14 protein-coding genes are annotated in these 12,188 nt (G+C 68.7%); 6 read left to right on the top strand and 8 right to left on the bottom strand.

Annotated features, from left to right (window positions below; all coding sequences use genetic code 11):
• Nucleotides 1-90: 90 nt before the first annotated feature.
• From ACFOWZ_RS19710 to ACFOWZ_RS19725, 4 genes are all read right to left on the bottom strand, one after another.
• Nucleotides 91-354 carry a DUF397 domain-containing protein gene (locus ACFOWZ_RS19710; RefSeq protein WP_204763750.1) on the bottom strand — a complete coding sequence of 88 codons (264 nt, stop codon included), beginning with the start codon at nt 352-354 and terminating at the stop codon, nt 91-93.
• A gap of 81 nt (nt 355-435) precedes the next feature.
• Nucleotides 436-1,449 (bottom strand): ketol-acid reductoisomerase, encoded by a 1,014-nt coding sequence (ilvC, locus tag ACFOWZ_RS19715; RefSeq protein WP_030467897.1) that lies wholly within the window; start codon nt 1,447-1,449, stop codon nt 436-438.
• Between the two features lie 21 nt (nt 1,450-1,470).
• A complete protein-coding gene (gene ilvN, locus ACFOWZ_RS19720; protein ID WP_030467896.1) occupies nt 1,471-1,977 on the bottom strand; it encodes an acetolactate synthase small subunit in 507 nt (168 codons plus the stop codon).
• Nucleotides 1,977-3,809 (bottom strand): acetolactate synthase large subunit, encoded by a 1,833-nt coding sequence (locus ACFOWZ_RS19725; RefSeq protein ID WP_382374442.1) that lies wholly within the window; start codon nt 3,807-3,809, stop codon nt 1,977-1,979. The genes ilvN and ACFOWZ_RS19725 overlap by 1 nt, the downstream gene beginning before the upstream one ends.
• A 232-nt stretch (nt 3,810-4,041) precedes the next feature.
• Between ACFOWZ_RS19725 and ACFOWZ_RS19730 the strand changes: the two genes are divergently transcribed.
• The 3 genes from ACFOWZ_RS19730 to ilvD all read left to right on the top strand — a co-directional run bounded on the left by ACFOWZ_RS19730 (nt 4,042) and on the right by ilvD (nt 6,805).
• Nucleotides 4,042-4,461, top strand: coding sequence for a PH domain-containing protein (locus ACFOWZ_RS19730; RefSeq protein ID WP_382374444.1), 420 nt, complete (start codon nt 4,042-4,044; stop codon nt 4,459-4,461).
• Entirely contained in the window at nt 4,458-4,883 is a 426-nt protein-coding gene (locus ACFOWZ_RS19735; protein ID WP_382374446.1) for a vitamin K epoxide reductase family protein, read from the top strand. Before ACFOWZ_RS19730 ends, ACFOWZ_RS19735 begins: the two co-directional genes overlap by 4 nt.
• 77 nt (nt 4,884-4,960) lie before the next feature.
• Nucleotides 4,961-6,805, top strand: coding sequence for a dihydroxy-acid dehydratase (gene ilvD, locus ACFOWZ_RS19740; protein WP_382374448.1), 1,845 nt, complete (start codon nt 4,961-4,963; stop codon nt 6,803-6,805).
• Nucleotides 6,806-6,855: 50 nt separating this feature from the next.
• Here the strand turns inward: ilvD and ACFOWZ_RS19745 are convergent, their stop codons facing one another.
• A complete protein-coding gene (locus tag ACFOWZ_RS19745) occupies nt 6,856-7,257 on the bottom strand; it encodes a winged helix-turn-helix transcriptional regulator (protein WP_382375103.1) in 402 nt (133 codons plus the stop codon).
• A gap of 84 nt (nt 7,258-7,341) precedes the next feature.
• Between ACFOWZ_RS19745 and ACFOWZ_RS19750 the strand changes: the two genes are divergently transcribed.
• Nucleotides 7,342-8,112, top strand: coding sequence for an oxidoreductase (locus ACFOWZ_RS19750; RefSeq protein ID WP_382374450.1), 771 nt, complete (start codon nt 7,342-7,344; stop codon nt 8,110-8,112).
• On the opposite strand, the gene ACFOWZ_RS19755 is transcribed toward ACFOWZ_RS19750, so the two are convergent.
• The 3 genes from ACFOWZ_RS19755 to ACFOWZ_RS19765 form a co-directional block, all read right to left on the bottom strand.
• A complete protein-coding gene (locus ACFOWZ_RS19755) occupies nt 8,109-8,351 on the bottom strand; it encodes a hypothetical protein (protein ID WP_382374452.1) in 243 nt (80 codons plus the stop codon). The genes ACFOWZ_RS19750 and ACFOWZ_RS19755 overlap by 4 nt on opposite strands.
• A 5-nt stretch (nt 8,352-8,356) precedes the next feature.
• A complete protein-coding gene (locus tag ACFOWZ_RS19760; RefSeq protein WP_382374454.1) occupies nt 8,357-9,082 on the bottom strand; it encodes a DoxX family protein in 726 nt (241 codons plus the stop codon).
• Nucleotides 9,083-9,151: 69 nt separating this feature from the next.
• Entirely contained in the window at nt 9,152-10,066 is a 915-nt protein-coding gene (locus tag ACFOWZ_RS19765; protein ID WP_382374456.1) for a 2-hydroxyacid dehydrogenase, read from the bottom strand.
• A gap of 28 nt (nt 10,067-10,094) precedes the next feature.
• On the opposite strand from ACFOWZ_RS19765, the gene ACFOWZ_RS19770 reads away from it, so the two are divergent.
• Both ACFOWZ_RS19770 and ACFOWZ_RS19775 read left to right on the top strand, forming a co-directional pair.
• Complete coding sequence (locus ACFOWZ_RS19770; protein ID WP_382374458.1) at nt 10,095-10,997, top strand: alpha/beta fold hydrolase; 903 nt, start codon at nt 10,095-10,097, stop codon at nt 10,995-10,997.
• Between the two features lie 10 nt (nt 10,998-11,007).
• Nucleotides 11,008-12,168, top strand: a complete 1,161-nt coding sequence (locus ACFOWZ_RS19775) for a PQQ-dependent sugar dehydrogenase (protein WP_382374460.1) — start codon at nt 11,008-11,010, stop codon at nt 12,166-12,168.
• Nucleotides 12,169-12,188: the final 20 nt, after the last annotated feature.

Here is a 12,188-nt window from a genome sequence, read left to right on the forward strand (position 1 = left end):
GTGATTTCCCCGCCAAACAGCAGGGCACCTACCGGGACGCTGGAACCGATCGACTAGCACAGGGGAGGTCGGTCGGCACCGTCCTGGCCGCTACCAGGGCTCGTCGAACTCCCCGTCCTTCGCGCCCGCCACGAACGCGTCCCACTCCGCCATCGTGAACACCAGCACGGGTTCGAGCTGCTTGGAGTTGCGCATCGCGACGTACGTGGCGCCGTCCGTGTGCGGGACGAAGGCGATCTCGACGTGGCCGTCCTCCGGCTCGGGCTCCGGCGGGCGCTTCCACTCCGCGTCGCGGAGGTCGAGGTTGCCGCGCACGTGGGCCTTGTCGTCGTAGATCGGCGCACTTTCCGTCATGAGAGGCAAGCTAGCGGAAAGGCCCGCGGAGCGTCACACACGCTCCACGGGCCTCCCCAGGGGAAAACGCTGCGGAAAGACTCAGGCGGTCTCGGTGATCGGGCGGTCGACCCACGACATCATGTCGCGGAGCTTCTTGCCCGTTGCCTCGATCGGGTGGTTCTCACCCTCCTGCTGCAGCTTCTTGTAGTTGGCGCGGCCGTTGTCGTCCTCGGCCACCCACTCGTTCGCGAAGGTGCCGTCCTGGATCTCGCCCAGGATCTTCTTCATCTCCTCCTTGACCGCGGGGGTGATGACGCGCGGACCGCGGGTCAGGTCACCGAACTCGGCGGTGTCGGAGATCGAGTAGCGCATGCGGGCGATGCCGCCCTCGTACATGAGGTCGACGATCAGCTTGAGCTCGTGCAGGCACTCGAAGTACGCGACCTCGGGGGCGTAGCCCGCCTCGGTGAGGACCTCGAAGCCCGCCTGCACCAGCGCCGACGCGCCACCGCAGAGGACGGCCTGCTCGCCGAAGAGGTCCGTCTCGGTCTCTTCCTTGAACGTCGTCTTGATGACGCCGGCGCGCGTGCCGCCGATGCCCTTCGCGTACGACAGGGCCAGCGCCTGGGCGTTGCCCGACGCGTCCTGCTCGACCGCGATGAGAGCGGGAACACCCTTGCCGTCCACGAACTGGCGGCGAACCAGGTGGCCGGGGCCCTTCGGGGCGACCATGGCGACGTCCACACCGGACGGAGCGGTGATCAGGCCGTAGCGGATGTTGAAGCCGTGGCCGAAGAAGAGGGCGTCGCCCTCCTTCAGGTTCGCGGCGATCTCGTTCGCGTAGATGTGGCGCTGCGCGGTGTCCGGCGCCAGGATCATGATCACGTCGGCCCACGCGGAGACCTCGGCCGGGGTGCCGACCTCCAGGCCCTCTTCCTCGGCCTTGGCGCGGGACTTGGAGCCCTCCTGCAGGCCGATGCGGACCTCGACGCCGGAGTCGCGCAGGGACAGGGCGTGGGCGTGGCCCTGGCTGCCGTAGCCGATCACGGCCACCTTGCGGCCCTGGATGATGCTCAGGTCGGCATCGTCGTCGTAGAAGATCTCGACGCTCACGGTATTTCCTCTCAGAGTTACTTATCGCACCGCGGTGGCGGTGATGGAACGAGCGCCACGGCCGATGGCGACCATGCCGGACTGGACGATCTCGCGAAGCCCGTAGGGCTCCAGCATGCGCAGCAAGGCGTCGAGCTTCTCAGAAGTGCCCGTGGCCTCGATCGTGACCGCCTCCGGAGAGACGTCGACGACCTTCGCGCGGAAGAGCTGAACGGTTTCGAGGACCTGCGACCGCACCGTCGCATCCGCACGAACCTTAATCAACACCAGTTGCCGCTGAACGGAAGCGGTCGGCTCCAGCTCGACGATCTTGATGACGTTGATGAGTTTGTTGAGCTGCTTGGTCACCTGCTCCAGGGGCAGCTCGTCGACCGAGACCACGATGGTCATGCGGGAGATGTCGGGGTACTCGGTGCGGCCGACCGCGAGCGACTCGATGTTGAAGCCGCGGCGGGAGAACAGACCTGCGACGCGCGCGAGCACACCGGGCTTGTCCTCGACCAAAACGCTCAGCGTGTGCCTGGTCATCAGATGTCCTCGTCGAACAGGGGGCGGATGCCGCGGGCGGCCATGATCTCGGAGTTGCCGGTGCCGGCCGCGACCATCGGCCACACCTGGGCGTCCTTGCCGACGACGAAGTCGATCACGACGGGGCGGTCGTCGATCTCCAGCGCCTTCGCGATCACGTCGTCCACCTCCTCGCGCGACTCGGCCCGCAGGCCGGCGCACCCGAGTGCCTCCGCCAGGAGCTTGAAGTCTGGGATGCGGTGCTTGTGCGTCCCCAGATCGGTGTTGGAGTACCGCTCGCCGTAGAACAGGGTCTGCCACTGGCGGACCATGCCCAGGTTGCCGTTGTTGATCACGGCGATCTTGACCGGCAGGCCCTCGATCGCGCAGGTGGCGAGCTCCTGGTTGGTCATCTGGAAGCAGCCGTCGCCGTCGATCGCCCAGACCGTGCGGTCCGGCTCACCCGCCTTGATGCCCATCGCGGCGGGCACGGCGAAGCCCATCGTGCCGAGGCCGCCGGAGTTGATCCACGTGCGCGGGTGCTCGTACTTCACGAACTGCGCGGCCCACATCTGGTGCTGGCCGACACCCGCGGTGTAGATCGTGTCGGCCGGCGACAGCGCACCGATGCGTTCGATGACGTACTGCGGCGAGAGCGTGCCGTCCTCTGGCCAGTCGTAGCCCAGCGGGAACGTCTCGCGCAGCGACTTGAGCGTGTCCCACCACGGGGTGAGGTCGACGGCCTTGGCCGTCTCGCGCTCGGTGCGCACGGCGTCGATCAGCTCGGTGATGATCTCCTTGCAGTCGCCCACGATCGGGACGTCCGCACGGCGGTTCTTGGAGATCTCGGCCGGGTCGATGTCGGCGTGGATGATCTGCGCGTCCGGGGCGAACGAGCCCAGCTGGCCGGTGACGCGGTCGTCGAACCTGGCGCCCAGCGCGATCAGCAGGTCGGACTTCTGCATCGCCGCGACCGCCGCGACCGTGCCGTGCATGCCGGGCATGCCAAGGTGCTGGTCGTGCGAGTCGGGGAACGCGCCGCGCGCCATCAGCGTCGTGACGACCGGGATGCCGGTGTCCTCGGCCAGGCGCAGCAGTTCGGCGTGCGCGTCCGCCTTGATGACACCGCCGCCCACGTACAGGACGGGCTTGCGGGCGTTCACGATCAGCTTGGCGGCTTCGCGCACCTGCTTGCCGTGCGGCCGGGTCGTCGGCCGGTAACCGGGCAGGCGCAGGTCGGGCGGCCACGAGAAGCTGGTCTGCTCCTGCAGCACGTCCTTGGGGATGTCGACGAGGACCGGGCCGGGCCGGCCGGTCGCCGCGATGTGGAACGCCTCCGCGATCGCCCGCGGGATCTCCGCGGCGTCGGTCACGAGCATGTTGTGCTTGGTGATCGGCATCGTGATGCCGCAGATGTCCGCCTCCTGGAAGGCGTCCGTGCCGATCAGCGGCCGCGACTGCTGGCCGGTGATCGCGACGATGGGCACGGAGTCCATGTTCGCGTCCGCGAGCGGGGTGACGAGGTTCGTCGCACCCGGTCCGGAGGTCGCCATGCAGACCCCGACCTTGCCGGTGGCCTGCGCGTATCCGGTCGCCGCGTGCCCTGCGCCCTGCTCGTGGCGGACGAGGATGTGCCGGACCTTCGTGGAGTCCAGCAGCGGGTCGTACGCGGGAAGGATCGTCCCGCCGGGAATGCCGAACACCACTTCGCAGCCGACCGCCTCGAGCGATCGCACAAGCGACTGAGCACCGGTTACACGGATCGGTGCGCCACTGGGCGGGGCCGGTTTCGGCCGCGGACCTGGACGTGGCGACGTGGGCTCGGAAGCCTGTCGCGATGGTGCGCTGGTCATCTCATTGCCTCGTGGGTATCGGGGTCCGGACACGAAAAAACCCTCGACAACCCGGAGACGGGTCGTGCGAGGGTCGCGCGTCGACGCAGGCTGTTCGGCTCAGGCGTCGACGCGCCTGAGAAGTACGAGAACGAGCGTGCGCTGCATGAGGCGGACGTTATCCCCTCGCGCAAGAGTGCGTCAACTCTGCGGGACGGAATTCCCGGATCGTGGACGTGGAACAATCCTTCGAGTGAAGAAGCTGGTCTTTCGCATCCCGGCAACGGCGCTGCTCGCGGCGGGTCTGATCGCCATCTGCGTGACCCCGGTCGCGTGGGCTGTTCCCGGACTGCAGGCGCTCTACGTCCTACCGCTCGGATACGCGTACTGGGTCGTCCGCAACCGCACCACCGTCACCGAGTCCGAGCTCGTCGCCCGCGGCGTGTTCGGCACGACGACGGTGAAGTGGGACGAGGTGAAGTCGATCCGGCTGGCCGAGAAGGGCTGGCTCAAGGCCGTGAAGACCGACGACAGCGAGGTGACGCTGCCCGCCGTCCGGTTCATGCACCTTCCGGCGTTGTCGCTGGTCAGCGGCGGACGCGTGCCCGACCCGAGTGTCGTGGAGGAACCTGCCGAGGAACCGGCGGAGGAATCCGTGGAGTCGGAGAAGTGATCCAACGAGTTCCGCTGCTGAGCCTGCTGCTGTCCATCGCAGGCCTGCTGACCTCGGCTTACCTGACGTACACGCACTTCAACGCGGGTGCGTTGCTGTGCTCGGCCGACGCCGTGATCGACTGCGAGACCGTGACCACGAGCGACCAGTCGGAGCTGCTGGGCATCCCCGTCGCGTTCCTCGGACTGGCGTTCTTCGCCTTCCTGACCGTGATCTGCCTCCCGTTCGCGTGGCGGATCGACGCGCTGAAGTGGGTGCGGCTGGGCTCGATCGGCGTCGGTGTCCTGATGGTCGTGTACCTGGTGGCGGCCGAGTTCCTCATCATCGGCAAGATCTGCCTGTGGTGCACCGTCGTGCACGTGATCACCCTCGCACTGGCGTATCTGCTGCTCTCGGCGAGTCTGCGCACAAGTAACCTTTGAGGCACCGCTCCCAGACTGGTGGACGCCTCACCCCCGCGTCCCGCGCGCTTTCGTCTTGAACTGAATCTGGAGGAGCAGTGCCTCAGCTCCGCTCTCGCACCACCACCCACGGCCGCAACGCAGCCGGAGCCCGCGCTCTCTGGCGCGCGACCGGCATGACGGACAGCGACTTCGGCAAGCCCATCATCGCGATCGCCAACTCCTACACGCAGTTCGTGCCGGGTCACGTGCACCTGCGCGATCTCGGCGACATCGTGGCCGAGGCGGTGCGCGAGGCGGGTGGTGTGCCGCGCGAGTTCCACACCATCGCGGTCGACGACGGCATCGCCATGGGCCACAGCGGAATGCTCTACTCGCTGCCCAGCCGCGAGATCATCGCCGACTCCGTCGAGTACATGGTCAACGCGCACCAGGCCGACGCGATCGTCTGCATCTCGAACTGCGACAAGATCACCCCCGGCATGCTGAACGCGGCGATGCGGCTCAACATCCCCGTCGTGTTCGTGTCCGGCGGCCCGATGGAGGCAGGCAAGGCCGTCGTCGTCGAGGGCGTCGCCGTCGCGCCGACCGACCTCATCACCGCGATCTCCGCCTCGGCTTCTCCCGCCGTGAACGACGACGGGCTCACCGAGGTCGAGCGCTCCGCGTGCCCGACGTGCGGTTCCTGCTCCGGCATGTTCACCGCGAACTCCATGAACTGCCTGACCGAAGCCCTCGGCTTGTCGTTGCCGGGCAACGGTTCGACGCTCGCCACCCACGCCGCGCGCCGCGAGCTGTTCTCCGAGGCCGGCCGCGTGGTCGTGGAGCTGTGCAAGCGCTGGTACGGCGAGGACGACGAGTCGGCGCTGCCGCGGTCGATCGCAAACCGCAAGGCGTTCGAGAACGCGATGGCCCTCGACATGGCCATGGGCGGCTCGACGAACACCGTGCTGCACATCCTCGCCGCCGCGCAGGAGGGCGAGATCGACTTCACGCTGCAGGACATCGACGACCTGTCCCGCCGCGTGCCGTGCCTGTCCAAGGTGTCGCCGAACTCCGACTACCACATGGAGGACGTGCACCGGGCCGGCGGAATTCCCGCGCTGCTGGGCGAACTCCACCGCGCGGGCCTGCTGAACGAGGACGTGACGTCGGTGCACACGCCGACGCTCGCGGAGTGGCTCGCGAAGTGGGACATCCGGGCCGCATCGCCGTCTCCTGAGGCGATCGAGCTGTTCCACGCGGCCCCCGGTGGTGTGCGCACGACCCAGGCGTTCTCGACGTCGAACCGCTGGTCCTCTTTGGACACCGACGCCGCCGGCGGCTGCATCCGCGACATCGAGCACGCGTACACGAAGGACGGCGGCCTGGCCGTGCTGCGCGGCAACCTCGCCGAGCGCGGCGCGATCATCAAGGCCGCGGGCATCGACGAGGAGCTGTGGCACTTCGAAGGCCCGGCGCGCGTCGTCGAGTCCCAGGAGCAGGCCGTCTCGGCGATCCTGAACAAGGAGATCCAGGCGGGCGAGGTCCTGGTCGTGCGCTACGAGGGCCCGTCAGGTGGCCCCGGCATGCAGGAGATGCTGCACCCCACGGCGTTCCTCAAGGGCTCCGGCCTCGGCAAGAAGTGCGCGCTGATCACCGACGGCCGCTTCTCCGGCGGCTCCTCGGGCCTGTCGATCGGCCACATCTCCCCGGAGGCGGCGGGCGGCGGCACGATCGGCCTGGTCGAGAACGGCGACAGGATCCTCATCGACGTGCACGAGCGGCGTCTGGAACTCCTCGTGGACGACGAGGTCCTGGCCGAGCGCCGCGCGAAGATGGAGGCCTCGGAACGCCCGTGGCAGCCGGTGGACCGCGTCCGCCCGGTGACTGGCGCTTTGCGTGCTTACGCACGGATGGCGACCGACGCATCGACCGGCGCCGTGCGCGACCCCAGCCGCTAAAGCGATGAACGGCGCATTTGTGCACCTGAGGTGCACAAATGCGCCGTTCATCACGAGCGGTGGGCGTCGTAGTTCTCGGAGTTCTTGAGGACTTCGGCCATGTTGTTCTGCGCCCAGCTCCTGAGCCCCTGCGTGAGGTGGTGGAGCGAGAGGCCCAGGTCGGTCAGCTCGTAGGTCACCGTGACGGGAACCGTTGGCGTCACGGCACGAGTGAGCAGGCCGTCGCGTTCCAGCGAGCGCAGCGTCTGGGTCAGCATCTTCTGGCTGACCCCGGCCAGCCGCCGGGCGAGCTCCGAGTACCGCATCGGACCATCGCCGAGGGCGCACAGGATCAGCACGACCCACTTGTCCGAGATCCGGTCGAGCAGCTGCCGGCTGGGGCATCCCGCCAGGAACGCGTTGTACTCCACCTTGGCCTGCGCCCGCTGCTGGGCCGCGTTCCTCGTCGCCATGACCTCGCCTCTCACCCGTTGAAGGGTTACGCACTTCTGAGTGCCTACTTCCCGACAGGAAGTTCCTCTCCAAGGCTAGTGCGCATGAGCACTCTTCCCGGCGGTACCTGGACTCTCGGCGACCTGACCGTCTCCCGGTTCGGTTACGGCGCAATGCAACTGGCCGGCCCGCGGGTCATGGGCCCGCCCGCCGACCACGACAGCGCCCTGGCCGTGCTGAGGACGGCGGTCGACCTCGGCATCACCCACATCGACACCAGCGACGCCTACGGCCCGCGCGTCACCAACGAGCTGATCCGCGAGGCGTTGCACCCCTATCCCGAGTCGCTGCACATCGCGACCAAGGTCGGCGCGACCCGCGACGCCCAGGGCGGCTGGCCGGTGGCCAGGCGGCCGGAGGACCTGCGCGGCCAGGTCCACGACAACCTCAGGTCTCTCAAGCTCGACGTGCTCGACGTGGTCAACCTCCGGCTCGGCACCGCGGAAGGTCCGCGGCCGGAGTCGGTCGCGGAGGCGTTCGAGGCGCTCGCCGAACTCCAGCAGCAGGGCCTGATCCGTCACCTCGGGGTCAGCAACGCCACCGCGGAGCAGGTCGCCGAGGCGCAGGACATCGCGCCGATCGTGTGCGTGCAGAACATGTACAACGTCGCTCACCGTCAGGACGACGACCTGATCGACAGGCTCGCAGCCCAAGGCATCGCGTACGTGCCGTTCTTCCCGCTCGGGGGCTTCACGCCGCTTCCGTCGCCGAGGTCCGCCGCACTGGCCTGGTTGCTCGAGCGGTCACCGAACATCCTGCTCATCCCGGGTACGTCGTCGGTGGAGCACCTGCGCGAGAACATCGCCGGGCTTTAGACGGCGAACGCGAGCGCCAGACAGGCCCCGAACACGAGCCAGCCCGTCAGCGGACCGCTGACGGGCTGCTGTGTTTTCTTGACCATGACGCCGCCCACGACCAGGCCCGCGAGCAGACCGAGCGGCGGCAGCAGGGACTTCGCGGTGAGACCGAACGGGAACGCCACCAGGTACACGACCGGAATCCCGATCACCAGCAGGGCGAGCTGGAGCAGTGCTCCCGTCAGGTTCTTCCGCACGGGGCTTATCGGAACACGAAGAACGTCACCGCCGCACCACCCGCTCCGAGCAGGAGTGCGATGAAACCGGCCGCCACGGGGTGGCGGAACCAGCTGCGGTTGTAGTCGAGCGCGGCCCGGCCTGGTCCGGCGAACAGGGCCGCGAAGGCCATGCCCGCGAGGGCCAGTTCCAGCTCCACGCCGTTGGGGCCGAAGAAGCCGCCCTTGTACTTGAGCGCGATGACGTTGGCCATCACCGCGAGCAGGCCCGCCGCGGCCAGCGGGGTGAACAGGCCGAGGACGAGCAGGCCGCCGCCGGCCAGTTCCGTGATGCCGGTGACCCAGGCGAGGACGACCGACTCGCGGTAGCCCATCTTCTCGAGCGACTGCGCGAAGCCGTTGATGCCGGGACCGCCGAAGAGGCCGAAGACCTTCTGCAGGCCGTGCAGCACGAAGATGCCGCCGAGCACCGCCCGCAGCCCGAGCAGGCCGAGGTCGGGGCCGGCCGTCCAGCCGAACTTCTTGCGGTCGTCCTCGAACGGGTCGTCCTGGGTGTCCGAAGAGGACTTGTCCAGCGGCGTGTACCCGGTCGTGTCGAACGCCTTCGTCGTCTGGTCGTACGGCGACGTGACGTCCGATCCGACTCTGGTCGTGCTGTCGTCGAAGTGGTGCACTCCCCCTCCGCTGCTCGAGCAGAACGAGTCGTCGGAGAAAGCGCTCGAGGTGGTCGAGCCTTTGTCGTGAGTAGCCACGCCCGCAACCTAGGAGACCCGTCGCGGGCGCGCGAGGGCCGAACGGCAGCCCCGTTTCACCCGAACGGACTAGTAGGTGCCGTTCACAAGATTGCGCGGGCTCTCCCCTGCGGCGTACCTGGCGATCTCGGAGGCGACGATCGCGTAGGCCCGCCGGGTGTGCCCGGTGCACGACCCGGCCACGTGCGGGGTGAGGAACAACCCCGGCGCGGTCCACAGTGGATGATCCTCCGGCAGCGGTTCGGGATCGGTCACGTCGAGAGCCGCGCGCAGTCGCCTGGAATTCAGCTCCACGAGCAACGCGTCGGTGTCGACGACCGGGCCGCGGGCGCCGTTGACGAGGATGGCGCCGTCCTTCATCGCGGCCAGGAACTTGGCGTCGACCAGGTGCCTGGTCTCCTCCGTCATCGGCGTGAAGATCACGACCGCGTCGAACTCGGGGAGCAGCGCCGGCAGCTCGTCGACGCCGTGCACGCCGTCGCGCGCGGTGCGGCCGACCAGCACGGCGGTGGCGTCGAACGGTTCGAGGCGCCGCCGCAGCTGCTCGCCGAGATCACCGGCGCCGACGATCAGAACCTTCTTGTCCTGCAAGGTGTCCGTGAGGTGGTAGTCCCAGCGGCCTTCGGCACGGGCGCGTTCGAAAACGAGGAAGTCTCGGTATATGGCCAGCAACGCGCCGATGGCCCACTCGGCGGTGCTGCCGCCGTGCGCGCCTCGGCACGTCGAGAGCAGCACGCCTTCGGGCACGCGGCCGATGAAGTTCTCCGCGCCCGCGCTGAGCAACTGCACGAGTTCGAGGTTCGGCAGCTGCGCGAACACGTCGCGGGGGTCGGTGCCTGCGAGGAACTTCGGCACGAGGACCTCGGCGTCCAGTCCGTCCGCCGGCAACGGCTGACCCGGCGTGTAGCGGACAGGCCGGACACCGTCCACCTGAGACAGCGCCTGAACTCCGAAGTCATCTGGCACGAGCACGGTGAGCGTCACACACGCAAAGTACGTCAGAATGGCGGACATGCGGGAGCACGACGTCATCTCCTGGGACGGCACGAAGATCCGAGCGTGGCAGACGGACACCGACGGCACACCTGTGCTGCTGTGCCCCGGCGTGGGTTCCGGGCCCGAGTCGTGGCCGTCGCTCGCCGACCGCGGTGGCCTGCTCAGCTGGTACATGCGCGGCACGATGGGGTCGGACCGGCCCGTCGACGGGCGCAACATCTCGTTGGACGACCACGTTTCGGACGCGATCGCCGTGCTCGACGACGCGGGTGTCGAGCGATGCGTCGTCATGGGCTGGTCGATGGGCGTCACGATCGCGGCCGAGCTCGCGTTGCGTCATCCGGAACGGGTGGCAGGCGTGCTGCTCGTCGCGGGCGCGCCGGGTGACTCGTTCGACGCGATGCTGCCGTTGGTCCCGAAGAACGTCCGTCGGTTCATCGGCTTGGCGGGCACCAAGCTGCTGCAGCAGGCGGGTCCGCTGCTGGACACCGTGCTGCACCGCGTCCCGGTGACGGACGTGACGACGTTCCTGCTGCGGCACAGCGGTGTGATCAAGCCGAGCAGCGATCCGCAGGCCGTGACGAACGCGGTCGGCCGGTTCCTGCAGCACGACTGGCGCTGGTACTTCACGCTGGCGCTCGCGCTGGGCGAGACACCGCGCCAGGACCTCAGTCCGATCGTGTGCCCGGTCACAATCCTGGCGGGCCGCGACGACGTGCTGGCGACCACGGAGAGCATGTCCGGGCCCGTCGGCGCGCTGCCCCAGGCGCGGCTGAGGGTGCTGCCGTGCAGCCACTACCTGCCGTTGGAGGCTCCCGAGGTCGTCAGTGCCGAACTCGATCTGCTGCTGGACCGGGTGCGTTCGGTCGATTTCGCCACCTCTGAGGCGTTCACCGAGGGTTCACGGTCGCGCACTTAGCCTGGGACTCGTGGTTCGTTCCGTCGTGTTGCTGACCGCCGCCTGCCTGCTGGCAGGGGGCTGCGCGAGCTTTCCTGACGAGCCGGCACCGACGAGCTGGAGCGCACAACCACAGCTGACCCCGCAGGCGGGCCCGAAACCGGAGCTGCCGGGCGAGTTCCGGCCTGCGCCCGGTGAGCAGAACAAGGGACAGCCGCCGCAGAGCGTGCCGCCGCCGCAGGGCTGCAAGGACTTCAACCCCGGCGTGATCGCCACGTGCCTGAGCACCGTCACGGGCGTCGCCCCGATCGGCGCGGACGCCCAGGGCGGTGTCGCGGCGTACGCGACGGAACGCGGCGGCCGCCTGCTCAAGGTCACCAAGGACGTCGACCCCGTGGTGATCGCGCAGATCGAGACGGACACGTCGTCCGACGGCGGGCTGACCGGGCTCACGTTGTCGGCCACGTTCGCCGAAGACCAGCTCGCCTACGTGTACGTGACGACGGCGACGGACAACCGGGTGCTGCGGATCGCGCCGGGCGACACGCCCAAGCCGATCCTCACCGGCATCCCGAAGGGCCCGACGGGCAACCGCGGTGTGCTGGCGAGCGACCGCAAGGGTTCGCTGCTGGTGGCCACCGGCGACGCGGGCAACCCGGCACTCGCCGCCGACCCGAACTCGCTCGCGGGCAAGGTGCTGCGCATCGACGGCTCCGGCAAACCCGCGCAGGGCAACCCGACGGCGGGCTCCGCGGTGGTGTCGTCCGGGCTGAGGCTGCCCGGCGGCCTGTGCGTGTCGGCGGACGGCCAGAAGACCTGGGTGACCGACTGGACCGCGAGCGCCGACGTCGTCTACCGCGTCACGCCCGGCAAGCTCGGCGAGGTGGCGTGGAACTGGCCGGACAAGCCCGGCGTGATGGGCTGCGCCTCGTACTCGGACAACCTGACCGTGGCGACGTCCAAGACGCCCGGCCTGCAGACGCTGTCGATGAACGCCGCCGGTGCGTTCACGGGCAAGCCGGAACTGATCATGCAGGAGAACGGCTACGGCCGGATCGGGCCGGTGGAGATGCTGAACGACTCGGCGTCGCTGGTCGGCACGGTCAACAAGGCCGGTGGCCAGCCGGTGTCGTCGGACGACCGGGTCGCGATCATCGTCCGTGAAGGCGGCGGTGGCGGCGGCAAGGACTAGCGCCTGTATCGAAGTCCGCA

The organism is Lentzea rhizosphaerae, assembly GCF_042649515.1.
GTDB classification, from domain to species: Bacteria; Actinomycetota; Actinomycetes; order Mycobacteriales; family Pseudonocardiaceae; genus Lentzea; species Lentzea aerocolonigenes.

Coding starts and splice junctions, on each gene's coding strand:
- ACFOWZ_RS19770 (WP_382374458.1), top strand. CDS start 10,095: ATGCGGGAGCACGACGTCATCTCCTGGGACGGCACGAAGATCCGAGCG.
- ACFOWZ_RS19750 (WP_382374450.1), top strand. CDS start 7,342: ATGAGCACTCTTCCCGGCGGTACCTGGACTCTCGGCGACCTGACCGTC.
- ACFOWZ_RS19725 (WP_382374442.1), bottom strand. CDS start 3,809: ATGACCAGCGCACCATCGCGACAGGCTTCCGAGCCCACGTCGCCACGT.
- ACFOWZ_RS19710 (WP_204763750.1), bottom strand. CDS start 354: ATGACGGAAAGTGCGCCGATCTACGACGACAAGGCCCACGTGCGCGGC.
- ACFOWZ_RS19745 (WP_382375103.1), bottom strand. CDS start 7,257: ATGGCGACGAGGAACGCGGCCCAGCAGCGGGCGCAGGCCAAGGTGGAG.
- ilvN (WP_030467896.1), bottom strand. CDS start 1,977: ATGACCAGGCACACGCTGAGCGTTTTGGTCGAGGACAAGCCCGGTGTG.